Origin of the sequence: Arthrobacter liuii, from assembly GCF_014639275.1 — a bacterium.
Classification (GTDB): domain Bacteria; phylum Actinomycetota; class Actinomycetes; order Actinomycetales; family Micrococcaceae; genus Arthrobacter; species Arthrobacter liuii.
In genome coordinates, this window is sequence record NZ_BMFW01000020.1 from 11,897 (window position 1) to 33,987 (window position 22,091).

The window sequence follows — 22,091 nt, forward strand, 5'->3', positions numbered from 1 at the left end:
CTCACCGCCTATGCCCGCCGCGCCGCCGCCAGTTCGCGCGCCAGGAAATCCAGGGCAGGCTGCCCTTCCGGAAGCCCGGCAGTGTGGTTGAGGTGGCCGTGGACCCCGCCTTCGGCGAGGAAGTAGGAGACCGGAACCCCGGCCCGCTCCAAAGCCGACGCGAACAGCTCGGTGGAGCCGCGGGCGTCGTCGTACTCGCACGCAATCAACGCCGTGGGCGGAAGCCCGGCAGGGTCAGCGTAGCCGGGCATGGCGTAGGAGGATGCCATGCTCACGGGACCGCCCACATAATTCTCCGCAGTCCGGATGGAGTCCTCCAGCCTAAACCGGAGATGGCGCGGCAGCCCTGCCATCACGTCTTCGTCAAGGCCCGCGGCCGGCGGCGGAAGTTCCGCGTGCAGGAAGGGATACGCCAGCAGGAGCTTGGCGGGCAGCGTTTTGCCGGCATCGATGAGGTAGAGCGCGGCGCCCACGGCAAGGTTGCCGCCGGCGCCGGCGCCGCCCAGGCAGAGCAGATCCGGATCCAGCCCCAGTGATCCGGCGTGCTTCCGGGCCCAGAACCAGCCCGCCAGGGCGTCATCGTGGGGGATGGGGAAAGACACGCCGTCGCGCGCCAGCCGGTAATCCACCGACAGCACGGGCGTCCCCCGGTTGGCGAGCACCCGCGCCAGGTAGTCCGACTCGGGAATGTCCAGGCTGCCGCTGACGAACCCACCGCCGTGCAGCCACACCAGCGCCGGGCTGTCCGTGGACGCCGGTTCGCCGTAAATCCGGATGGCCACCGGACCGTGCCGCCCGTCCGCAGTCACGGAGCGGATGGGAACCTCCGGGCCCGGAGAACGCAAGGCATCCGGGTCCAGGAACTGGGGTCCCTCCGGCCGGGCCAGGTATTCGGCAAAACCGGCGGCGGGCGCCTCGGCCTGCCCCTTGTTCCGGGTGGCGCCGGGGGTGCGGGTACCGGCAGCGGGGCGGTTTGCGGGCAACGTCATGATGTCCCCAGCTTCCGGGCGAAGTATTCGACGGCGGTGGCCAGGATGGCGTCCATCTGGTCCTCGGCGCCGAAGAAGCAGTGGTCGCCGCCTTTGATGGTGACCACCTGGTGTTCGACGCCGGCTTCGGTGAGCGCGGCGGCCAGCAGGTCCGTCTGCGAGTGGGGCACCAGGCCGTCGGAATCGCCGTGGACCAGCAGGAACGGGGCGGCGCCGGCACCCACGTAGCTGACCGGGCTGGCCGCGGCCAGAAGCTCTGGATCATCCGAGCCGCCCACCAGCATGTACTCAGGCTGCAGGGACATGCCCGGTGGCACCGCCGCGGTCAGGGCAGCGGGCAAGAGCCCCGCGGGCGTGGCGATGGGGGGAATGTCCACCAGCGAGGAAACACCGTAAAAGTCGACGACGGCGCTAACGCGGCTGGAGTGCCCCTGCACACCGAGTCCGCCCTCAAGGTCGCCGTGGTTGCCGGTGAGTCCAAGGAGGGCCACCAGGTGGCCGCCGGCAGATTCACCCCAGGCGCCGAACCGGTCCGGGTCAATGTTGAGCTCTGCGGCAAATTCGCGCAGGTACCGGACGGCGGCTTTGAGGTCGTGGAGCTGGGCGGGGAAGGGTGCCTCGAGGGAGTGCCGGTAGTCAGCGGTGGCACAGGCGATTCCGGCTTGGTTGAGCAGCCGGAACACGGAGTCCGGTGCGAATGTGGGCGGCAGTTCGCGGCGGTCGCCCAGCTGGAACGCGCCGCCATGGACCCAGAGCACCAGCGGGGTGGGACCGTCCGCCCGGCGGGGCAGCCAGATATCCAGCTTCAGCGGCCGGAATCCTATGGCCCGCGCGTAGGTGACTTCCCGGTGCACGAAGGAGGCGTCGCTGGCCGGTTCCGGCGTGCCGGGCGCGTCATAGACAGGAAACGGCGGAACCGTCCTGCCGCCGGGCCGGGAAACGTTGGGCCGGGACGTGTCGAGTACTTCGGTAGCGTCATCCACCGTCATAGTGTGCTCCTCATCAGTTCGGGTTTGGCAGCGTCCCCACCGGTGGCGGCAACGAAAGTGTGGGTTCCCGGCCCGACGACGGCGGCCGGTTCGCCGGGCAGCAGCACCTCGGCGGTGGTGCCGGGCGGGACGGTGGCACGGAGCGTCAGCACGCCGTCGTCCGTTGTCCATTCCAGCGCGATCAGGCCGCGCGGCCCCACGTGGGATGTGGCCGCGGAGGTGAGGGCGGCACCGGGACGCGGTTCAATAATGATCCGCTCCCAGCCGGAGCTGCCCGGTGCCTGGCGGAGTCCTGCCGTGTACCGGTGCAGGAAGGACACCACGGCGCCCTTGCTGTAGTGGTTGAGCGATTGGTGCGCGGCGCCGTCGGCGTCGATGCCGTTCCACAGCTCCCACACGGTGGTGGCGCCGCGGTCCACCATGGCCAGCCACGACGGTTCCGAGTCCTGCATGAGCAGTTCGTAGGCCAGGCGCAGCTCGCCGTTGTCGGCCAGGACCGGGAGCAGGTGGGGCGTGGCCAGGAAGCCGGTGCCCACATGGGTTCCCGCGTCGCGGATCAGGGCGGACAGCTGGGCAGTGACTGTGGGACGGTGTTCCGGGCTTACAAGGTCGAAGGCAAGGGCGCGGACGCAATTGGCCTGGCTGGCTTCCGTGACCCGGCCAGAGGGGTCAAGGTATTCGGTTTGCCAGGCCTCCCGGACGTTCGCCGAAAGCTCCGCCAATTCAGCAGCCTCCGTGGCCAGGCCCAGCACATCTGCGATGCGTGCCATCAGGCCCGCGGTGTGCCGGTAGTAGGCGGTGGCCACGATGCCGTGATCAGCGTTGCGGGCGGCGAACAGGTCCGGCTCGGGTCCGTCCGGTTCCATCCATTCGCCGAAGTGGAAGCCGGTGTCCCACAGAAACTGCTCGTGCGGAGCCGGGTCAGGGCTGGCAGCGGCCCGGGCGGGATGCCGCCGGGTATCGGCGGAGGTCTGAACGAAGCCCAGCCAGCGCTTCATGGCCCCCCAGTTCTCAGCCAGGATCGAGGTATCCCCTGTGGCCAGGTAGGTCTCCCAGGGCACCATGGCGATCGCGTCGCCCCAGCCAGCGGACCCGTTGGTGAAGCCCATGAATTCCGCGGAGGTCACGGCCGGTCCCGGTGATGGCGAGATGTTGACCACCACACCGTTGTCCCACTGGTCGGCACGGACGTCGCGCAGCCACTTCCGGGAGAAGCCGGTGACGTCGTACAGGTAGGCGGCGGTGGGCACGAACAGCTGCCAGTCCCCGGTCCAGCCGGCCTTTTCACGCTGCGGGCAGTCGGTGGGGACTTCGCAGGAGTTGCCCAGGAAGCTCCAATCCACGATGCGGTGGAGTGCGTTCAGCCGGTCGTCGCTGCAGTTGAACGAACCGATGCGCTCCAGGTCGGTCCGCACCAGGCAGGCCGTGATGTCCTCCGGCTGCAGGTCCCCGCGGAGGCCCTGCACGGACACGTACTGGAAGCCGTGGGTGGTGTGCCGGGGCTCGAAAACCTCACCGGGAGCACCGGCGGCGGTGACGGCGTCCACCTGCCCGGCGTCCAGGAAGGCACCAGGACTGCGGAAATCGTGCGGGCGCAGGTGGTCCCGGGTAACGTCACCCTCCGCACCAAGGGCCTCGCCGTATTCCAGGGTGACGGTTTTGCCCGCGGCTCCAAGTTTGGCCAGCCGCACCCAGCCGTGGATGTTCTGGCCGAAGTCCACCACCTGGTTGCCGTTGGGCAGGCGACGGATGGACACCGGAGCCAGTTCCTGCGTCACCCGGGTCGGCGGGGCGACGGGCCCGGTCAGTGCGTCGAAGCTGCCGGGACGGACGACGGCGGGTCGCGCCTGGGGTGCGTTGCGCACCCGGGCTGGGCTGCCGCCGTCGGCCGTTCGAAAATCGGTGCGCTGGCCCGCCATGAGGTCAGCGCTCACGATCTCCGTTTCGGACACCAGCCACGAGCTGTCGGTGCCGATGACCTGCCGGGCCGCCCCGGACTCCATCTCCAGCTGCGCGAGGAAAGCCGTGTGGGTGCCGTACATGTCGGCGTCGCGCGTGTAGCCAAAGGTGCCGCGGTACCAGCCGTCGGTGAGGACCGCGCGGATGGTGTTGGTGCCCTCGGAGAGCAGGCCGGTGACGTCATAGGCCTGGACCTGGAGGGTGGTGTTGTAGCTGGTGGAGCCCGGGGTGAGCTGCTGGTCGCCGACGCGCCGGCCGTTGATGAACAGCTCGTAGATGCCGTGGGCAGTGGCGTAGGCGCGGGCCGTGTCCGGGGCCGCGGGGAGCGTGAAGGTCCTGCTGAGGGCGTAGCCTGGGCGCTCCCCCGGTGCTGGAACCCCAGGCTCATCGGGGCCGATCCACTGCGCCGTCCAGTCGCTGGCATGCAGGAGGCCCAACTCCACGGGCATGGACCCGGACCAGTCACTTGCTCTTTCGATGCCGTTCCCATCGCTGTCCCAGGTGAGGACACGCCACTCGAACCGGCTTCGCGAGTCCAGGGCGGGCCCGGAGTACCGGATGCCGCAGCAGGCTGCCGAGTCCACCCTTCCCGTGTCCCAGCCGTTGCTGGCCGTGATGCGGTAGGCCGCCTGTTTGGTGGTCCCGGCGGGCGGCGTCCAGCTGAGCCGCGGTGCGGTGAGGGTCAGGCCCATCGCCTCGGACAGGTGCTCGGCCCGAAGCCGTGTGGGGGCGGTCATGCGGCGGGACTCCTGAAGTGCGGTTGCTGGGAGTTCCAGCTTCGCGTTCATGACTTCCCCTCCACATGCTCCTTTCATTGGTTGGAATAGTATTGTGGTTCAGCTCACTGCGAGCCCTGCAGCTACCAACGGCGCTAGGAACCACTGCCATGACTGTCACTCCCGAAACGGGCACCCCGCCCACCCGCGGCAAGCGGCCCAAACAGGGCGAGCCGGTCATCGACCGGGCGCTGAGCCTGCTGGCGGTCTTTTCGGACCGGCGCCGGGCACTGACCCTGTCCGAACTGGCGCGGTATGCAGACATGCCGGCCCCCACAGCCCTGCGGCTGATTGCCCGGCTGGTTGCCTGGGGTGCCTTGGAAAGGCTCGACGACGGCCGGTACGTCGTGGGGGTCCGCCTTTGGGAAGTGGCGTCGCTGTCTCCGCGCGGACACGGGGTGCGCGAGATCGCGCTCCCGTACCTGGAGGACCTCTTCGAGGTCACCCGGCACCACGTGCTGCTGGCCGTGCGGGACAACGAGCAGGCCGTGCTGATCGAACGGTTGTCCGGAAAGGACGCCACCGAGGTGGCATACCGGGTGGGCGGGCGGGCGCCGCTGCGGTCCACGGCCATCGGGCTGGTGCTGCTGGCAGGGGCGGACCAGCAGTTCCAGGAGACCATCCTGAAGCGGCCGCCGGAAAACGAACCCGGCGTGCCGGAAATGCCGGAAGGCCAGCTGCGGCGGACTTTGTCCGACGTACGGCGGACCGGCATCGCGATGATCCGGCGTACTGTCCCGTCCCGGACGGTCTCCGTGGCGTCCCCTGTGTTCGATGCGCAGGGCGCAGTGGTGGCGTCGCTGTCCATCGTTGTCCCGGACGGGTCCACTCCCCCCAACGTGCTGGCCCCAGCCGTGCGTGCTGCTGCCCGGGCTGTGTCCAGGAACCTGGGGTACCAGGCGGAGGCGAGCGCCGGGGTCCGGACGCACTCGCCGGGATAGCGGAACCCGCTCTGCTGGCGCGGTCCGCCCCGGAGATGTCTATCCCGCCGGCGCCGGGGCGTTCGGGGCGAAGGCGCGGGCGGCCCGTGAACCTGCCGCCGCGCCGGCCCCGATGGTGATGAGGGCGCCCAGGATCAAGGCGGATGCTTCTCCCGGCTCCAGCAAGTCCAGTTGGGAGCCGATGGTGGCGGCGGCAACCGGCACGCCCAGCTGGGATGCCGACAGCACCGCGAGCGGCAGCGGCTGCCCGAGCACGCGGAGGCTTCCGTGGACCAGAAGGGTCCCCACGCCAAGGCAGATTCCCAGGAGCACCATGCCTGGGGTGCCGGCGAGCGCCCGGAGGTCCAGTGATGAGCCAAGCCACACGAAGAACACCGGTCCCAGGAAGCCGTCGCTGACGGCGAAGAGCTGGTGCGCGAGCCGGCGGGGTTCGCCCACGGCCGCCACCACCAGCCCGAAGGAGAATCCGGCCAGCATGACAGACACGTGGCCTGCCACGGCAAGCCCGGAGAGCGCGAAAAGCAAGGCAAGCTGGATCCGCAGTTCCAGGGCGAACTTCCGCTCCTCGGACACATCATGCACCCGCCCCCGGGTGCCGCTGACCTCCAGCCAGCGAAGCACGAAGAACAACACCACCGAACAGGCAGCGACGGCGGCCGCCCCAAGTGCCGCCCTCGCCGCGTTGGGCGGGTCGACGGCGAGCGGAAGCGCCACAATGCAGGCGATATCGGCCACCGCCACCTGCGCCGTCGTCGTGAGGACCTTTGGGCCCGTCAACCGGAGGGAATCGACAATTGGCAGGAACAGGGCAGCCGCGGAAGATGCGAGGAGGACGATGTAAAGCGGGGCATGTCCGGTGCCGAAGGCGAACGCAATGGCGGTTCCGACGCCGGCCGCGAGCGCCCCGGCGATCGCGGCACGCAGGGCGCCGCCGCCCAGGGCGGGGCGGATGGCCCGGTCCCGCACGGGTACATGCGTTCCGGCGACGAACATGATGAGGGCGAACCCGACCTCGGCCACGAAGGTGAAGGTGGGATCTGCGGAGTCCACCAGCCCCAGCCCCGTGCGTCCGATGGCGATGCCGGCGAGCAGTTGACCCAGCACCATGGGAAGGTGCCATTTCCGGGGGAACGCCAGGACGGGTCCGAGGAGCGCTACGGCGGCGATCAGCGAAAGCTGGAAGAACGACACGGTCCTCCTTTGGCCGGGCCGGTTGACGTGGCGGTGGCTACCGGGGTGCGTCGGCCAGTTTGAGCGGGATGTCGGTATTTTCGTCCGTTAAGTAGCTGGCGCATACCCGGTGGTATCCGTCGGCAATCTGGGCCGGGATGCCTTTGGCGAGGTCGCCGCGGACCATCAGGATGGGCGAAAGCTTCCTGCCGTCCTTGATTTTCTTCAGGTCCGATGCCACATGGGCATTGTCTGGAGGCAGCAGGACCAGCCTCGCGGCGCGGAGAATGTCCTTGGCCTTGCGGTGCTGGATCGGGGCGGCCTGGAGCGAGGCGGCGATGGCGGCAGCGACATCGTCGGGCGCCAGCAGGGCCAGGTAGGCCGCCGCCGCGGGATAGTCCTTCGCTTCAGGTTCGGGCAGCCACATGACGCCGTCTTTGCCGCTGTCGCTCATATGCGGTTTCCTTTCCTGCCGGTGTGCCGGCTCGCAGCGTCCCGTGGGATTCGCCAGCGGCGCGGATGGTGCGCCCACAGTACCCACGCCGCTGCAGGCGGTCAACGGCGTGTGTGCCGTGAGCCGGTCAGGGAGCCGAGCGGGTGTCGAACGCGGCCGCTGATTCCCGCAGCAGGCGGACAACGGTATCCATCGGGGTGCTCAGCGATCAGTCCTTGCCTCGGTAGGTCAGGCTGCGGACCAGGACCTCGCCTTGACAGGCGAAGACGCCAAAGGCCCTGCCGGTGAACGCCTTGGCTGTTTCGAAGGCCCAGTGCCTGCCGTCGAGTTCGGTGAGCAGCACCTCTTCGCCGTCTCCGCTTCCGGCCGGCCCGGCGGCGCGGACCAGCAGCCGGATCCGGTCTCCGCCCACGGCACCGGCACTGAAGTCCGACGGCGGCGGGCTGGCCAGGATTGCCAGTTCGATATCGCCTTGGGGCACCACTGTTTCCCAGGTCCGGTCGAAACTGGCCACGACGGCATGTGCAGTGACCTTGACAGCATCCCCGTCCCGCGTGGCTACGATGCCGAACCAGTTGTCATCGGCATTGCGAACGGCGACGCCGCCCGTACCGGCGCTGACGTCGAGCAGGGCCCGTAATTCCATTCCGAGATGGCGCTGCCGCTGGGCGAGGAAGCTTGGGCGGAGGGCATCCAGGGTGTCTCCCTCTCCCTTGACGACAAGGCCGCCAGCTGTGGGCACGGTAAATTCCGACGGCGTCCTCCGGACACCGATCCTTGCAGGGTCCTCCAGGGCGGCGCCGCTGGTGAAGTCGTACTCGACCGATTCGGGTCGGACCCCGGCCTGCTGTGGCAGGCGCGCGTTGGGCCAGCCATCCACCCACTCCACCCGGGTCATGAAGGTCTCCCGGCCCAGGGGTGAAAACGCCTGGGTGAGGCCCACCGGACGGACGCCCAGGAGGACCATGGCCGTTCCGCCGTCGGGCATTTCCACCAGGTCCGCATGCCCTGTGTTCTGGACCGGCCATCCGGTCCCGGCTGCGGTGAGGATCGGATTGTGGGGCGCGGATTCGAACGGTCCGTCCGGTCGACGGGAACGGGCAACGGTGACGGCGTGGCCGCGGTCCGTGCCGCCCTCCGCAGCCAGCAGGTACCACCAGTCCCCGCGCCGGTAGAGGTGCGGCCCTTCGGGCGAATAGAGTCCGCTGCCGGACCACAGGGCGCGCGGCTTTTCGAGTGCCTTACCGGTAGCGAGGTCAACCCGCACTTGCTGGATCGCGTCGGGGTGCCGGGCAAAGGTCACGTATGCCGTCCCGTCCTGGTCCCAGGCAAGGTCGGGGTCGATGCCGTCCACGGCTTCGATGACCGTCCCGTCGCTCCATGGCCCGGCAGGGTCCGCGGCCGTGAAAACCACGCAGCCCCTGCCGCCCAGGAACACCGAGACGATCAGGTAGAAGACGCCGTCGCGGTAACGGAGGGTCGGCGCCCAGACGCCCCCGGGCGTGGGGACGTCGGCAAGCCCAACCTGCTCCTCCCGCGTTGCCACGTGGCCCACCAGCTCCCAGTTCTCCAGGTCTTCGCTGTGATAAACCGGCAGGCCGGGCAGGTACTCGAAGGACGACGTCACGACGTAATAGCCGTCCGGGGTGCTCACGATGGTGGGGTCGGGGTTGAATCCGGACAGGATGGGGTTGGAGTACATCCAGCCATCCTGATGTGCGGCAGCACCCGTAGTGGAGCCGGATTTCAATCGTTGAAAGGTGTTCTTTGGCGCTCCGGCCTTAGTACTGTCCCTTGATCACAAAGTAGGAGCCGCGGATGGTGCCGGCGAGCTTGGACTTCTGCCGGGCGAACTTGAAGCTGGCGGCCAGTTCCTCCGGGATTTCCATGCCGTCGGACAGCTTGAATCCGACGGCCCGCTTGGCGCCCTCGTCGATGCCGTACATGGCATTGATGGACAACCCGGACTCGTAAAACACGTAGGCCATCCGCAGCCCCTCCACTTCGAAGGAGGACACCTCGAGCGGCTTGGAGGAGATCACCAGGTCCCGCTCGGTGGACAGGATGTTGTTCACGTAGTCGAGGACTTCCGGAGCTTCGTCGGCAGCCACAACGGTGAAATCGTGGTCATACTTGTTCTTGTAGTAGCGCGCCTCATTGGCCCGCAGTCCGGCCAGAGCATCGGCTACCGGCGACGATTCCAACCCAACGGTGGAGACGTTCTTGAAGTCCACGGTGTACGGCATGAGTCCTCCTGGAAATGGTCTTTTGCCACATCGTTGCAGATCGGCGTCCACACCGCACGGTTCGGGCCGCGGGCCGACTACTCCACCAGCACGCCGAGGTCCGCGCTGAACGAGTGCGTGCCGCCCCCGACGGTGTGCCGCGCACCGTCCGGAAGGACGACGTCGGCCGCCACCCCGTCAGGCACCGTCGCCTCGAGGCGGAACGCGCCGCCGTCGTGCTTCCATTCGACACGGACCTCACCGTGCGGGGTCTTCAGGGACGCGGTGGCCCAGTCGATCCCTTCCCCCGGCTGCGGCGCGATGAGCACCCGCGCGTAGCCCGGCGCCAAGGGCCGGATGCCGCCGATGGCCTTGTGCATCCAGTCCGCCACGGCACCCAGGGCGTAGTGGTTGAAGCTGGTCATCTCGCCGGGGTTAATAGTGCCGTCCGGCAGCATCGAGTCCCAGCGTTCCCACACCGTGGTGGCGCCCATGGTCACCGGGTACAGCCAGGACGGGCAACCCTCCTCCAGGAGCAGCCGGTAGGCCTCGTCCACATGCCCGGTGTCCGTGAGCGCGTGGGTAATGAACGGCGTCCCGGCGAAGCCGGTGGACACCCGGTAGCCGTTGTCCCGGACCAGTTCGGCCAGGCGGTTGCCGGCGAACTCCCGCAGCGCGGCCGTTTCCAGGACGTCGAAGGCGATGGCCAGGGCATACACGGTGGTGCAGTCGCTGGAGATGGTGCCGTCGGCAGCCACGTAATTTTCCGCGAAGGCCCCACGCACCCGGGCGGCGAGCGCCTCGAAGTGTGCTTCGTCGTCGTGCCTTCCCAGCAGCCCGGCGGCCTGGGCAGTGATCCGCGCCGTGCGGTACATGCACGCGGTGGCCACCACGGCGGTGTCCGCCTTGGCTGCCCACGGCTGGTCCGGTGCGGCGTCCGGGTCAAGCCAGTCGCCGAACTGGAAGCCGGAGTCCCACAGCCCGTTAGCGGAGAGCAGGCCTTCCACGCGGCGGGTGTGCGAGGCCATGGATTCGTACTGGTGCTCCAGTACGGAGACATCGCCGTACGCCTCCCACAGCGCCCACGGCACCCACACGGACGCCTCGCTCCAGAGCGCGGAGGACTCCGGCGTGGGGAATTCGGCCGGCTGCGGGCAGTACTTCAGGGCGTCGGGCACGGTGATGGGCACCAGGCCGTCCTGCGCCTTCTGCTCGGCGGCAAGGTCCAGCAGCCAGTCCTGCAGGAAGCCCTTGACGTCGTACAGGTAGGCCGCGGTGGGTGCGAACACGGCGATGTCACCGGTCCAGCCCAGCCGCTCATCACGTTGCGGGCAGTCGGTGGGCAGGTCCAGGAAGTTGCCGCGCAGCCCCCAGACGATGTTGCGGTGCAGCTGGTTCACCAGTTCGTTGGAGCACTCGAAGGTGCCGGTGCGCTCCAGGTCGGAGTGGACCACCACGGCTTCCAGGTCATCCACGGTCAATGTTCCGGGCCATCCGGTGATTTCCGCATACCGGAAGCCGTGGAAGGTCTTGGTGGGCTCGAAGAAGTCCTGTCCGCCGGAGAGGATGAACGTGTCCGTTGCCTTCGCCGAGCGCAGCGGCCGGACACCGAGTTCGCCGTTTTCGAGGACCTCGGCGTGGCGCACGGTGATGGCCTGTCCGGCTTCGCCCTGGACGCAGAAGCGGAGCCAGCCCACCAAGTTCTGGCCAAAGTCCACGAGCGTCCTGCCGGCAGGCGAGGTGGAGACTTCCACGGGACGCACGACGCCGGTACGCACCACGGGCGGGCCCACCGGGTCAGCCAGCCGGACGACGTCGAACGCCAGCTCACGCACGCCCGTCCAGTCAGGGCCGGGCACAAAACCTGGCTCCGCCCAGCCGGGCTGGAAGCGGCGGGCGTCGATGGTCTGCCCGTCGTAGAGGTCGTTGAAGGTGGTGGCGGAGGGGCCGGCCTGCCAGGTGGCGTCGGAGGCGATGGACTGGACGTGTCCGTCAGCGAACTCGATATCCAGCTGCCCGAAAAACCCCAGCTCGCTGCCGTACAGGTTGGACATGCCGTGCCAGGCCAGCCGTCCGCGGTACCAGCCGTTGCCCAGCTCCACGCCGATCACGCTGTCCGGTTTGAGCAGGGACGTGACGTCGTAGCTGCGGTACCGGAGCCGCCACTCGTAGGAGCTCCAGCCCGGGCTCAGCACATCCGGGCCCACCGGGCGGCCGTTGATGGACGCCTCATACACGCCGAAGGCGGTGGCCCGGAGCGTCGCCGCCACCACTTCCCCGTGGCCCTGGTCAAGGGTGAACTCCTTGCGGAGCAGCGGGGCGCCGTCGAAGTCCTGTTCGGGCGTGATCATGGCGGCGAGCCAGGGGGTGGAAGTCATGCGGGGAGATTCCGTTCTGCAGTGGGTAGGAAAAGTCAGGCGTAGTGGCAGGCGACGTCCGCGCTGCCCACCCGACGCAGGGCCGGCCGGTCGGAGGCGCACAGGTCCGTGGCCAGCGGGCAGCGGAGCCGGAAGGGGCAGCCGCCCTGCGCGGGTACCGCGGCCGCTCCCGTGCGGACACCGAGTGATTCGCGGGCTTCACGCCGCGCCGCCTGCTCCGCCGGGCGCGGCACCGGGGAGGCAGCCACGAGGGCTCGCGTGAAGGGATGCTTAGGGTCCTCGGTGACGGCCGCGGCGGGTCCGCTTTCCATCACCTGCCCGCGGTAGAGCACCACCACGCGCTGGGCCAGGAACTGGACCACGGCAATGTCGTGGGCGATGAACAGGTAGCTCAGGCCCCGTTCGTCGCGAAGATCGGCCAGCAGGTTCAGCACCTGCGCCTGGGTGGAGAGGTCAAGGGCACTGACGGCCTCATCGCAGACCACCAGCTGGGGGTCGCAGATCAGGGCCCGTGCCACGGAGATCCGCTGGCGCTGGCCGCCGGAAAACTGGCTGGGGTACCGGTCCACGGCCTCCCGCGGGAGGCCCACCCGCTCCAGCATGTCCTCCGCCTTGGTGCGCGCCTCTGCCGCAGACACTCTGCGGAGGCGCAGCGGCTCAGCCAGGGAGATGCCAATCGTGTTCCGGGGGTTCAGCGAGGAATTCGGGTCCTGGAAGACGGCGCGCAGTTCCCCGCCCAGGGCCCGACGCTCAGCGGCACCCGCAGCTGTGATGTCCTTGCCCTGGAAGGAGATGGAGCCGCCGGAGGCCTTCTGCAGGCCAAGGATCGCTTTGCCGATGGTGGACTTTCCGGAGCCGGACTCCCCCACCAGGCCCACGGTCTCGCCGGGTGCAATGCTGAAGCTGACGCGGTCGACGGCGGCGGGTGCGGCGGCTGCCTTCCGGCCCCGCCCGTAGCGGACCACCAGGTCCCTGACCTCGAGCATCGGGGTGGCTGCGGAGGGCGGCGTGGGATCGAGGCGTTCGGTGGTTGTGGTGCTCATGCCAGGTCCTTTCCGATGATCGTGGCTTGCTTGGGCGCGATCCCCAAAACCTGGGAAGCAGGAACGTCCGTGGCCAGCCAGTCCATGCCCTCGACGGCGAGTTGGTCGGCCTTGACGCAGCGCACCAGCCCTTCGCCGGTGCCGGAGGGCAGCAGCGGCACCGGATCGGTGCAGGCCGAACCCGCGAACTGGCAGCGCGCGGCAAACCTGCACCCGGAAGGCCAGTCCTTGGGCTGCGGCACCTGGCCGCTGATGGAGGCGAGCCGTTCGGGCATGGCGTGGGCGTGGTTGGCATGCGGATCCGCGGCAAGCAGGGCCAGGGTATAGGGGTGGCGAGGGTTGTCCAGGATCTTTTCGGTCCTGCCGTTTTCCACCACCTGGCCTGCATACATGACGGCCACCTGGTCGCAGATGTCGGCCACGACGCCCAGGTCGTGCGTCACCATGACCACGGACATGCCGGTGTCCTTCACCAGTGCGCGGAGGAGGGAGAGGATTTCAGCCTGGACCGTGACGTCCAGGGCGGTGGTGGGTTCGTCCGCCACCAGCAGCCGGGGCCGGCCGGAGAGGGCCAGCGCGATGGCAACGCGCTGGGCCATGCCGCCGCTGATCTGGTGCGGATAGGTCTTCAGGATCCGTTCCGCATCAACGATCCCCACCTTCTCGAGCAGGTTCCGGGCCTCGTTGCGGGCCTCGGCGCGGCCCATGCCGCGGAGCCGCCGGAGGGTTGCGTTGAGCTGGTATCCCACCGTGAACATCGGATCCAGGGCGCGCATGGGTTCCTGGCTGATGAGGGCGATTTCACGGCCCCGGACGGCTTCCATGTCCTTGTCAGTGGTGGCAGCCAGGTTCTTCCCGTTCCAGAGGATCTGGCCGCCGGTGACGGAGACGCCGGAAGGCAGCAGCCCCAGGAGGGACAGTGCGGTCATGGTCTTGCCGCAGCCGGATTCGCCCACCAGGCCCAGGACAGTGCCGGGCTGGACGTCGAAGGAGACATCGGTGACCAGGGGTACGCCCTTGCCTGGACCAGCGCTGTCGACGCCGACCGAAAGGTTGCGGACGCTGAGCGTCCCCTTTGCCTCATGGGCCTTTGCAGAACGGTCCGAAGGCGCGGCGGAGGCGATCGCAGCAACGGCTTTGGCGCGCTGCCGGCGGGCTGCTGCGGAGGGCAGGTGCGGCGCTGAAGCGTTGGGCGCCTTGCCAAGGGCGTTGCCGATGGCGTTGGCGGAGAGGACCGTCAGCGCCAGCACGGCGCCCGTGGGCACCATCATCCAGGGCGCGTCGTAAACATGCTGCGAAGCACCCTGGATCATGCCGCCCCAGCTGGGCTGCGGGATGGGTGGCCCGAAACCGATGAACGCCAGGCCGGCTTGGATGAGCATGCCCACCGCGAAGATGAGTGCTGCCTGCACCACGATGGTGTTGGCAAGGCCGGGCAGGACGTGGCGGACGCTGATGCCCAGCGGGCTGGAGCCGTCCACCTTGGCGGCGTCCACATAGAGCTGCGACTGCAGTGACTTGGCTTGCCCCAGGATCACCCGGTAAATGCCGGCGGACATCAGGATGCCCAGGATGGCCATGACCACCGGAATGTTGGTACCCACGGCCCCGATGACAGCCAGGATGATCACGGTGCCGGGCAGGGACATCATGATTTCGGTGCCGCGGCTGATCGCACCCTCCGTCCGTTCGCCGGCACCGGCGGAAAGCATGGCCAGGACGGTTCCGAGCGCGACGCCGACAATCACTGTGAGCAGCGACGTCCCCAAGGTGCCGGCCGCGGCGGCGAAGATGCGGCTGAGGATGTCCCGACCCAGTTCATCCGTCCCCAGCCAGTGTGCGGCGGTGGGGCCGGACAGGACGGCGGTGAAGTCCTGGTCCTCGGTCTTGAACGGCAGCCAAAGCGGCGCCGTCAGCGATGCGATCACCAGGGCGGCGAGCCAAACGATGCCTGTCACCGCGCCGGGCGACGTGAGCAGCCGGTGCCGGGAGAATTTGGCGATTGCCGCTTTGCCGGCGCTGCGCGCGTTCGCTGCTGCCGCCGTCGTGCGTTCTGTTTGGTCCGCCCGTGTGGGGGCAACTGTGGGGATCATGAGGCACGCAACTTCGGGTCGAGGAACTTGGTGGCCAGCTCCAGCACCAAGTTGACGGCAACCACCACCACGGTGGCAATCACCACCACGCCCTGCACGGCGGGGGCGTCATGGGTGCTGACGGAGGTCTGCACGGCCTGGCCCAGGCCCGGCATGGCGAACAGCTGCTCAGCGATGACGGAGCCGCCGAACAGGCCGATGAACTGCAGCGCGATGCCGGCCACAATGGGCAGGCTCGCATAGCGCAGGGCGTGGACGTAGAGGATCTTCCACGTGGGGGTGGCCGTGGCGCGCAGGGTGCGGATGTGTTCCTGCTGCAGGGCTTCCAGCATGGAGGCCCTGGTCTGGCGGGCGATGAAAGCGGCGCCGCCCACGGCCAGGGTGATCACCGGCAGCGCCAGGGACAGTGCCCAGTCCTGCGGCGAGACCTCGAACGGGACGTAGCCGGTGGCCGGGAACACGGAGGACTGGACGGCGAACAGGTAAACGAAGAGGACGCCCACCCAAAAGGCGGGCAAGGCGACGAGGAGGCCCACGAAGCCGCCGATTACTTGGTCCAGCAGCCCGCCCCGAACCGCGGCGGTGACGCCCAGGGCGATGCCCAGGACCGCGCTGAGGACCGTGGCTCCCGCTGCGAGGGACGCCGTCACGGGCAGCCGGTCCGCCAGGTCCGCGCTGATGGAGCGGCCGTCGATCAGCGAGGCGCCCAGGTTCCCCTGCACCGCCTCGCCCAACCAGTGGAAGAACTGGGCGAACAGCGGATCGTTCCAGCCCAGCTGCTGGTTCAGCTGGTCAATCGCGTCCTGGGAGGCGCCGGCGCCGAGGGACACCGCCCCCGGGCTGCCCGGCATGGCGTGCACCAGCAGGAATGCCAGGACCGCAACCACCAGCACGGTGGCCAGCGCCATCAGCAGGCGCTTGGTGATGAATAGTGCCATGGTGACCTCCATCGGTCAGGCCCCTCCCGGGCGGCCCTTGTCCTGTTAGGTAAGGGCCGCAGGGGAGGGTGCGGGTGTTAGCTGGCCGGCGTGTAGGACGAGAGGAGCGGGTAGGCGTTGGTTCCGGCGAACTTCACCGGCGCCACCTTCTTGGTGTTGTAGCCCTGGTTGGTGAGTGCCTCGTACAGCGGGATCATCCAGCCGGACTCCATCAGCCGGGTGTTCAGCTTGGTGGCTGCTGCCTTGACGGCTGCGTCGTCCTTGGCTGCGGCCAGTTCGCCGGTGGCGGCGCTGAGCTGGTCATCGGTGGCCTTCTGGACGTTGGTGAAGCCGTTAAGGACGACGCCGTACATCACACCGACGGGGTTGTCCCAGTTCAGCGGCGCGTAGCCCAGCGGCGTGGTGGCAACGGCGGCGAAGGCCTCATCCGTGGAGGCGGCCATCTTGACGTTCATGGTGATGCCGACGGCGGCCAGGTCCTTCTGGACTGCCTGCAGGTCCGTCTGGGTCTGGGCGCCGGCAACGATGGTGAACTCAAAACCGTTGGGGTAGCCGGCCTCGGCCAGCAGGCTCTTGGCCTTGTCGGGGTTGTAGGCGAACTTGGTTTCGAGGTCCTTGGTGAAGCCGGCGGAATCCTTGGGGAGGGCGTTCCAGGCGGGGATGTCGCCCTTGTGCAGTGCGTCCACCAGGGCCTGGCGGTTGATCGCGTACTGGATGGCCTGGCGGACCTTCTCCTGGGCAAAGGCCGGAGCGGTCTTGCCGGTCTTGTCAAAGGAGATCATGGTGTTGACGGTGCCACCGATCTGGGAAACGCCGATGCCCTTTGACTTGGCGAAGTCCACCGTGGAGGACGTCAGCATGGCGACGTCGGCCTGGCCCGAGACCAGGGCGTTGGCGCGTGCCTGGGGGTCCATGACCACGCTGAAGACAACCTTCTTGTAGGTGTACTTGGAAGCGTCAGCGCTCTTGTCGTTCTTCACCAGGACGTATTTGTTGCCCTTCACGGTGGAGGAGTCAAGGGTGTAGGGGCCGGAGCCATCCGGTGTGGCGGCCAGGCTGGCGGTGTCCGCCACACCGTTCTTGCCAACGATCATGCCTGTGGTGGACGCCAGGTTCTTCTCGAATCCGGGTTGCGGCTTGGCGAAGGTCAGGGCCACCTGGGTGGGGCTGACCACGTCCACGGATGTGATTTCCTGGGCACCGCCCTTAGCCACTGCCGAGTAGGCGCTCAGGGCGGGATCGGACCGGCGGTCCAGGTTGGCCTTGACCAATGCGGCATCGAGCTTGGAGCCGTCTGTGAACGTGACGTCGTCCTTGAGCGTCAAGGTCAGGACGGTGTTGTCCGTGTTATAGCTGAAGTCCTTGGCCAGGCCCGGACCAGTGGACCCGTCCGGCTGCAGCGTCATCAGGCTGTCGTAGAGGCCTTCAAAGAACTGGCGCTGGGCTGCCGAGACCCGCAGAGGGTCGAATCCAAACGACGCCGAGTCGCTGTCGATGGCGAGGGTCAGGCTGCTGGTGTCCGCTTTGGCGGCCGCCTGCGAGTTGCCGCCGCCACAGGCGGCCAGGGAACCCATCAGCAGGGCGCCGGTCAGGACGGCTGCGCTGCCCCGTGCGGCTGAGGTCATAAGTTTCATCTAGTGCGCCTTCGCATTCTTCTATGACGGTGACAAACGGAGGAAATTCGAGGGGCCGGAGCTGTCCGGCTCCCTTCAAGAATCCGTTGGGGCGAGCGGGGCCAAACATGACAATGTCATTGATTGAAAAAGTATTGTGGCGGCGGTCACTCGACTCGACAGGATGGATGCAGGCAGAGAGGCCTGGGCGCCCATGCGCGGCCGATATGAAAGGAACCAACATGACCAACCCGTTTCCGCACGACTTCCTGTGGGGTGTGGCCACCGCCGGCCACCAGGTGGAAGGCAACAACGTCAACAGCGATACCTGGTTCCTGGAGCACCTTCCCGGCACGATCTTCGCGGAACCCTCCGGGGATGCCGTGGACCACTACCACCGGTACCGCGAGGACATTGCCCTGATCGCGGGGCTCGGCTTCGGCAGCTACCGTTTCTCCCTGGAATGGGCCCGGATCGAGCCTGAAGAAGGCCACTTCTCCGTGGCTGAACTGAATCACTACAAGCGCGTGGTGGAGGCCTGCCTGGAGCACGGCCTGACCCCGGTGGTGACGTTCCACCACTTCGCTTCGCCGCTCTGGCTCCTGCAGGCGGGCGGCTGGGAAAGTGACCGGACCCCGGAGCTTTTCGCCCGCTACTGCAACCGCGTGATGGAGCACCTGGGTGACCTCATCGGCGTCGCCTGCACCCTGAACGAGCCCAACCTTCCGTGGCTGCTGGAGTCCTTCGGCATCGGAGGTGAGGCGCCGGAAAACCGCGGCAAAGTTCCCATGTGGGCCGCCGCAGCGGAGCGCCTTGGCGTTGACGCCAGCACCGTTGCCCCCTTCCAGTTCTGCTCCACGGAGGCAGGGTTCAACGTGAAGCTGGCCGCACACCGGGCCGGCACCGCGGCCATCAAGGCGCACCGCCCGGACCTGCAGGTGGGCTGGACCCTTGCAAACTCGGACATCCAGTCCATCCCCGGCGGTGAAGAAATTGCGGACAAGGTGCGGCGCACCGTCAACGAGCGCTTCCTTGAGGCAACCCGGGGCGACGACTTCATGGGTATCCAGACGTACGGCCGCACTGTCTACGGTCCCGGGGGCCACGCTCCCGCTCCGGAGGGCGTGCCCACCAACCAGATGGGCGAGGAGATCTACCCCCAGGGCCTGGAGGCCACCATCCGGGAGGCCCACCGGATTGCCGGGATTCCCGTGATCGTGACGGAGAACGGGCTGGCCACGGAAGATGACACGCAGCGGGTGGCGTACCTGAAGACAGCGGTCGACGGCGTGGCCTCCTGCATTGCCGACGGCATCGACGTCCGGGGGTACATCGCCTGGACCGCTTTCGACAATTACGAGTGGATCTTCGGCTACCGGCCCAAGTTCGGCCTGATCGCCGTCGACCGTTCAACCCAGGAGCGCACCCCGAAGGAAAGCGCCCGCTGGCTGGGCGGCCTGGCCCGGGAGCACGCTGCATCCCAGGTCACCCAGCCCGCGTAAGCACGACACAATGGCCCGGACTTCCCGCGGGAAGTCCGGGCCATTACTTTTACACACCGCTACCCCTGAAGCTGCAGCTTCGCGGCGAAGTCCGCCATGATCAGCCTGGTATCCACCGAGGTGTACGTCCGCCGCTGGGGGGCGGCGGACGTTTCGACGTACGTGGAGGTGCTGTCGTCCAGGCCAGTGACCACCAGGGGCGCACTGTCGCCCAGGCACCACAGCGGTCCGAACTTCACGAAACCCGGCACCTCCAGGCTGTTGAAATGCTCCCACAGCCACGCGCCGGCCGGGCCTGCGTTGCGGAACTCGACGTCGAGCTCGGCCACTGGGGCCACAATCTTCCGGTACGTTTCGGCCGGGAACTGCCACACGGCCAGGTCCCGGTTTCCCAGCACGTAGTCCGCGGCTGCAGGGTCCGTGAAGTAGTTGTACTCCTCATCGTCCCTGGCCGCGCCGCCTACCCAGGCCAGGGTAAGGGAACGGGCGACGGCGGGATCCAGCAGGAGCGCATCGGCCACGTTGGTGAGCGGCCCGGCGCAGACAAGGATCAGGGGGAGGTCTCCCCCGGCTTCCGCCGCGTCGACGATCGCCCTGGCGGCAGGATTGGCTCGTGGCTGCCCAATGAACGGAGCATCCGGGCCGGCGTGCACTGCGGGAAGTTCGGGCAGTTTCAGAACCCGGAGCAGGTCCTCGGCCAGGTGTCCACCGGCTTGCGCCCTGCCCCCGGGTGGCCCGAACATCGGGTTGGTCAGTGAAGCCGTGACGGCGACGATCCGGTTGGCGGGCGACAGGGCGTGATGGGCCAGGGCTACCAATCCGTCGGGGTCCCCGGCCCAGTCATTGTCAATAATCACCCGGCAGCGGGGCTCAACCCGAATCATGTGCATGCTGCCAGTTTTGCAGCAGCGACAGAACTGCCGGCTGGTGAATTTCATTCACCGGAACGGCAGCCCGGCAGGCCAGTCCGGGGCCGGCGTTACGTCGCCGGTGGCTCGCGGAACACCAGCACCGGGCAGTGCGCATGGTGGATAGTCTGGTGCGACACGGAGCCGAGCAGCATGCCGGTGAAGCCGCCGTGGCCGCGCGACCCTACTGCCACCAGATCGGCTTCCTTGGAAGCGCCGATAAGCGCAGAGGCCGCGTTTCCTTCCACGATGCGGCCGGTGACGGTCACACCCTGGTCCTTGACCCGTTCGAGTTCCGCTTCAAGGATGGCCTGGGCGTCCTTCTCGAAGATCTCATAGTCCCAGGACGTGCCCATGGCATCGCTGACGTAAGGGAAGCTCCAAGCCGTCACCGCCTGGACCTCACCCCTGCGCAGCCTTGATTCCGCAATGGCCCAGTCCATTGCCGCCTTGGACTGGTCGGAGCCGTCCACCCCCACCACGATCCTGTAGGTTCCGTTAGCGGTCACGGGTCCCCTTTTCCTGTTGCACTGGTGCTGGCGGAACTAGCCCTGGGCCGCGGTCGTGCCCTGCGCCGGCACGGCCACTGTCGAATGCTCCGCCGTGGCGGCCTGGTGCGGGTTGCCTGCTTCCCTGGCGCAATGGAGGCAGCAATAGATGCCTGCTTCGCTCTCAACGGGGTGACCCAGGATCCGGCAGCCGCAATGCTCGCAGGCCGGAGCCATCATGTGGATGGCGCATTCGAAGCTGTCGAATGTCCCGGTCTGGTTCCCCATGCTGACGGTGAACATGCGGCCCTCACTGCTGCCGCAGACATCACATGCGCCCATGGCTCCTGCCTCCTGTTGTGCTCCCTGCTCCGGACACTCAAGTTGACTGCTTGCGGGCGGGATTTGCCTAGGGGCGAAGGTCCTCCGGCAGCGGCGACGACATCAGAAAATTCCTTTCCCATCCGCCCATCCGCCGGGCTGTCCACTCCGAACCTCATTCATAGAGGTGCTGCCAAAGGTCAGGACGGGACGATGGATGCTGTGGACCAGCAGGCGCTGACCGATGCTGTTATCAGGGAGTACCGGCTGGATGTGGCGCACCTGTGGCTGGAGTTCGTCGGGTTGGGCGGGGACGCCTCGGAACAGCTCATCCGCGATTATTGCGCAGGCGAGGCCGCCCTTTCGCCGAAGGAACGCGACACCCTGGCCCAGGCCGTCAATGAACACTGCGCCACCGAGGGCCTGCTCCTCCGGGCTCCCCTCAGCAGCTCTGTCTTGTTCCTCCTGCAGCCCAAACAGCATGGCCCGGAATGGACGGACCCCTACTCGTCGAAGTAGGTGAAGGTGTCCGCAGCACCGGCAATCGAGGAAACCACGGCCGCCGCAACATCCCTCAGCTTCATGTTCCGGGTGCTGGACGCGTCCCGCAGCAGCTTGAAGGCGGCAGCCTGGCTGCAACGGTTCTGCGCCATGATGGCCCCGGTGGCGAGGTCAATCACGGTGCGGGTCTGCATGGCAGCGCTCATCCCCTCCTTGGTCTCCTCCAGCTTCAGCATCCGAAGGACAAGTGTCAGGCCCGCCGAGGCACGGCGGACGAACGCCTCGGCAGCATTGATCCCGGCACTGCCCGGGGCGATGGACTGCCGGCAGTAGATGCTCACCACGCCCTGCGCCTCCCCCTCCAGCGCAGCGGGGATGCTGAGCACGGAAAGGAACCCTTGGCCCCGCACAGCCTGGACGTACTCCGGCCAGCGCCCTTCCTGCCGCAGGTCGGCCACCAGCACGGTACAGGAGGTCCGCATGGCCATCAGTCCAGGACCGTCCCCGTACCTGGATTCCAGCTGGATCATGGCGTTTGTGCTGGAGTTGCTGCTGGCAGTTGCTACGGGCTTCTTGGGCCGTACCACCGTAATCTCACAGGAGCATTCATGGTCTGCAGAGCCCAGCCTGGACGAGGCATAGGCTGCCAAATCTCCGAGAAGTGCCTCAACCCCTGGGTTCTGCAGGAACGACTCCTGGAGGTGCAGGGCAACGTCTGCGAAATCCTCGTCTTTAGAGACGCCGCCGTCTAGCACGCGCCTTACCTCCTGGACACAAGTGAAACACCACGGAATCGTGGCCGC

General features: G+C 67.7%; 19 protein-coding genes. 3 read left to right on the top strand and 16 right to left on the bottom strand.

Translation table 11 applies throughout. From position 1 onward, the window contains the following. Positions 1 to 8 precede the first annotated feature (8 nt). Genes IEW19_RS16360 through IEW19_RS16370 form a run of 3 tightly spaced genes read right to left on the bottom strand, consistent with a single transcriptional unit; the run spans position 9 to position 4,674 of the window. Positions 9 to 989, bottom strand: a complete 981-nt coding sequence (locus tag IEW19_RS16360) for an alpha/beta hydrolase (protein ID WP_229748527.1) — start codon at positions 987 to 989, stop codon at positions 9 to 11. Beyond that, a complete protein-coding gene (locus tag IEW19_RS16365; RefSeq protein ID WP_188572659.1) occupies positions 986 to 1,978 on the bottom strand; it encodes an alpha/beta hydrolase in 993 nt (330 codons plus the stop codon). Before IEW19_RS16365 ends, IEW19_RS16360 begins: the two co-directional genes overlap by 4 nt. Further along, positions 1,975 to 4,674, bottom strand: a complete 2,700-nt coding sequence (locus IEW19_RS16370) for an alpha-L-rhamnosidase (RefSeq protein WP_188572660.1) — start codon at positions 4,672 to 4,674, stop codon at positions 1,975 to 1,977. The genes IEW19_RS16365 and IEW19_RS16370 overlap by 4 nt, the downstream gene beginning before the upstream one ends. A 149-nt stretch (positions 4,675 to 4,823) precedes the next feature. Here IEW19_RS16370 and IEW19_RS16375 point away from each other — a divergent pair, with 149 nt between their 5' ends. After that, on the top strand, positions 4,824 to 5,654 hold the full coding sequence (locus tag IEW19_RS16375; protein WP_188572661.1) for an IclR family transcriptional regulator: 831 nt from the start codon (positions 4,824 to 4,826) through the stop codon (positions 5,652 to 5,654). Positions 5,655 to 5,693: 39 nt separating this feature from the next. On the opposite strand, the gene IEW19_RS16380 is transcribed toward IEW19_RS16375, so the two are convergent. The 9 genes from IEW19_RS16380 to IEW19_RS16420 all read right to left on the bottom strand — a co-directional run bounded on the left by IEW19_RS16380 (position 5,694) and on the right by IEW19_RS16420 (position 17,589). Then, positions 5,694 to 6,845 carry a cation:proton antiporter gene (locus IEW19_RS16380; RefSeq protein WP_188572662.1) on the bottom strand — a complete coding sequence of 384 codons (1,152 nt, stop codon included), beginning with the start codon at positions 6,843 to 6,845 and terminating at the stop codon, positions 5,694 to 5,696. A 37-nt stretch (positions 6,846 to 6,882) separates the two neighbouring features. Further along, the gene (locus IEW19_RS16385) at positions 6,883 to 7,278 is read right to left on the bottom strand and encodes a hypothetical protein (RefSeq protein ID WP_188572663.1); all 396 of its coding nucleotides are present in this window, start codon (positions 7,276 to 7,278) and stop codon (positions 6,883 to 6,885) included. Between the two features lie 208 nt (positions 7,279 to 7,486). Next, positions 7,487 to 8,980, bottom strand: a complete 1,494-nt coding sequence (locus tag IEW19_RS16390; protein ID WP_188572664.1) for a glycoside hydrolase family 43 protein — start codon at positions 8,978 to 8,980, stop codon at positions 7,487 to 7,489. Between the two features lie 79 nt (positions 8,981 to 9,059). Continuing rightward, on the bottom strand, positions 9,060 to 9,524 hold the full coding sequence (locus IEW19_RS16395; protein ID WP_188572665.1) for a DUF8821 family protein: 465 nt from the start codon (positions 9,522 to 9,524) through the stop codon (positions 9,060 to 9,062). A gap of 77 nt (positions 9,525 to 9,601) precedes the next feature. Next, entirely contained in the window at positions 9,602 to 11,881 is a 2,280-nt protein-coding gene (locus IEW19_RS16400) for a family 78 glycoside hydrolase catalytic domain (protein WP_188572666.1), read from the bottom strand. A 35-nt stretch (positions 11,882 to 11,916) separates the two neighbouring features. After that, the gene (locus tag IEW19_RS16405; protein WP_188572667.1) at positions 11,917 to 12,924 is read right to left on the bottom strand and encodes an oligopeptide/dipeptide ABC transporter ATP-binding protein; all 1,008 of its coding nucleotides are present in this window, start codon (positions 12,922 to 12,924) and stop codon (positions 11,917 to 11,919) included. Next, complete coding sequence (locus tag IEW19_RS16410; protein WP_188572668.1) at positions 12,921 to 15,017, bottom strand: dipeptide/oligopeptide/nickel ABC transporter permease/ATP-binding protein; 2,097 nt, start codon at positions 15,015 to 15,017, stop codon at positions 12,921 to 12,923. The genes IEW19_RS16405 and IEW19_RS16410 overlap by 4 nt, the downstream gene beginning before the upstream one ends. After that, positions 15,014 to 15,967, bottom strand: coding sequence for an ABC transporter permease (locus IEW19_RS16415; RefSeq protein WP_188572669.1), 954 nt, complete (start codon positions 15,965 to 15,967; stop codon positions 15,014 to 15,016). Before IEW19_RS16415 ends, IEW19_RS16410 begins: the two co-directional genes overlap by 4 nt. 65 nt (positions 15,968 to 16,032) lie before the next feature. Beyond that, the gene (locus IEW19_RS16420) at positions 16,033 to 17,589 is read right to left on the bottom strand and encodes an ABC transporter substrate-binding protein (RefSeq protein ID WP_188572670.1); all 1,557 of its coding nucleotides are present in this window, start codon (positions 17,587 to 17,589) and stop codon (positions 16,033 to 16,035) included. A gap of 221 nt (positions 17,590 to 17,810) precedes the next feature. Between IEW19_RS16420 and IEW19_RS16425 the strand changes: the two genes are divergently transcribed. Beyond that, on the top strand, positions 17,811 to 19,070 hold the full coding sequence (locus tag IEW19_RS16425) for a glycoside hydrolase family 1 protein (RefSeq protein WP_188572671.1): 1,260 nt from the start codon (positions 17,811 to 17,813) through the stop codon (positions 19,068 to 19,070). A gap of 59 nt (positions 19,071 to 19,129) precedes the next feature. Here IEW19_RS16425 and IEW19_RS16430 read toward each other — a convergent pair whose 3' ends face one another. From IEW19_RS16430 to IEW19_RS16440, 3 genes are all read right to left on the bottom strand, one after another. Further along, on the bottom strand, positions 19,130 to 19,960 hold the full coding sequence (locus IEW19_RS16430; RefSeq protein ID WP_188572672.1) for a nucleoside hydrolase: 831 nt from the start codon (positions 19,958 to 19,960) through the stop codon (positions 19,130 to 19,132). Positions 19,961 to 20,049: 89 nt separating this feature from the next. Next, entirely contained in the window at positions 20,050 to 20,487 is a 438-nt protein-coding gene (locus tag IEW19_RS16435) for a universal stress protein (RefSeq protein ID WP_188572673.1), read from the bottom strand. A gap of 36 nt (positions 20,488 to 20,523) precedes the next feature. Then, positions 20,524 to 20,808, bottom strand: coding sequence for a metallothionein (locus IEW19_RS16440; protein WP_188572674.1), 285 nt, complete (start codon positions 20,806 to 20,808; stop codon positions 20,524 to 20,526). Between the two features lie 192 nt (positions 20,809 to 21,000). On the opposite strand from IEW19_RS16440, the gene IEW19_RS16445 reads away from it, so the two are divergent. Then, complete coding sequence (locus IEW19_RS16445; protein ID WP_188572675.1) at positions 21,001 to 21,306, top strand: hypothetical protein; 306 nt, start codon at positions 21,001 to 21,003, stop codon at positions 21,304 to 21,306. On the opposite strand, the gene IEW19_RS16450 is transcribed toward IEW19_RS16445, so the two are convergent. After that, complete coding sequence (locus IEW19_RS16450) at positions 21,291 to 22,043, bottom strand: ANTAR domain-containing protein (protein ID WP_188572676.1); 753 nt, start codon at positions 22,041 to 22,043, stop codon at positions 21,291 to 21,293. The two genes, IEW19_RS16445 and IEW19_RS16450, sit on opposite strands and share 16 nt — an antisense overlap. Positions 22,044 to 22,091: the final 48 nt, after the last annotated feature.

Bases quoted from the DNA above. Each gene is read 5' to 3' on its own strand.
- IEW19_RS16360 (WP_229748527.1), bottom strand. From the start codon at position 989: ATGACGTTGCCCGCAAACCGCCCCGCTGCCGGTACCCGCACCCCCGGC.
- IEW19_RS16365 (WP_188572659.1), bottom strand. From the start codon at position 1,978: ATGACGGTGGATGACGCTACCGAAGTACTCGACACGTCCCGGCCCAAC.
- IEW19_RS16370 (WP_188572660.1), bottom strand. From the start codon at position 4,674: ATGACCGCCCCCACACGGCTTCGGGCCGAGCACCTGTCCGAGGCGATG.
- IEW19_RS16375 (WP_188572661.1), top strand. From the start codon at position 4,824: ATGACTGTCACTCCCGAAACGGGCACCCCGCCCACCCGCGGCAAGCGG.
- IEW19_RS16385 (WP_188572663.1), bottom strand. From the start codon at position 7,278: ATGAGCGACAGCGGCAAAGACGGCGTCATGTGGCTGCCCGAACCTGAA.
- IEW19_RS16390 (WP_188572664.1), bottom strand. From the start codon at position 8,980: ATGTACTCCAACCCCATCCTGTCCGGATTCAACCCCGACCCCACCATC.
- IEW19_RS16395 (WP_188572665.1), bottom strand. From the start codon at position 9,524: ATGCCGTACACCGTGGACTTCAAGAACGTCTCCACCGTTGGGTTGGAA.
- IEW19_RS16400 (WP_188572666.1), bottom strand. From the start codon at position 11,881: ATGACTTCCACCCCCTGGCTCGCCGCCATGATCACGCCCGAACAGGAC.
- IEW19_RS16405 (WP_188572667.1), bottom strand. From the start codon at position 12,924: ATGAGCACCACAACCACCGAACGCCTCGATCCCACGCCGCCCTCCGCA.
- IEW19_RS16410 (WP_188572668.1), bottom strand. From the start codon at position 15,017: ATGATCCCCACAGTTGCCCCCACACGGGCGGACCAAACAGAACGCACG.
- IEW19_RS16415 (WP_188572669.1), bottom strand. From the start codon at position 15,967: ATGGAGGTCACCATGGCACTATTCATCACCAAGCGCCTGCTGATGGCG.
- IEW19_RS16420 (WP_188572670.1), bottom strand. From the start codon at position 17,589: ATGAAACTTATGACCTCAGCCGCACGGGGCAGCGCAGCCGTCCTGACC.
- IEW19_RS16425 (WP_188572671.1), top strand. From the start codon at position 17,811: ATGACCAACCCGTTTCCGCACGACTTCCTGTGGGGTGTGGCCACCGCC.
- IEW19_RS16430 (WP_188572672.1), bottom strand. From the start codon at position 19,960: ATGCACATGATTCGGGTTGAGCCCCGCTGCCGGGTGATTATTGACAAT.
- IEW19_RS16440 (WP_188572674.1), bottom strand. From the start codon at position 20,808: ATGGGCGCATGTGATGTCTGCGGCAGCAGTGAGGGCCGCATGTTCACC.
- IEW19_RS16445 (WP_188572675.1), top strand. From the start codon at position 21,001: ATGGATGCTGTGGACCAGCAGGCGCTGACCGATGCTGTTATCAGGGAG.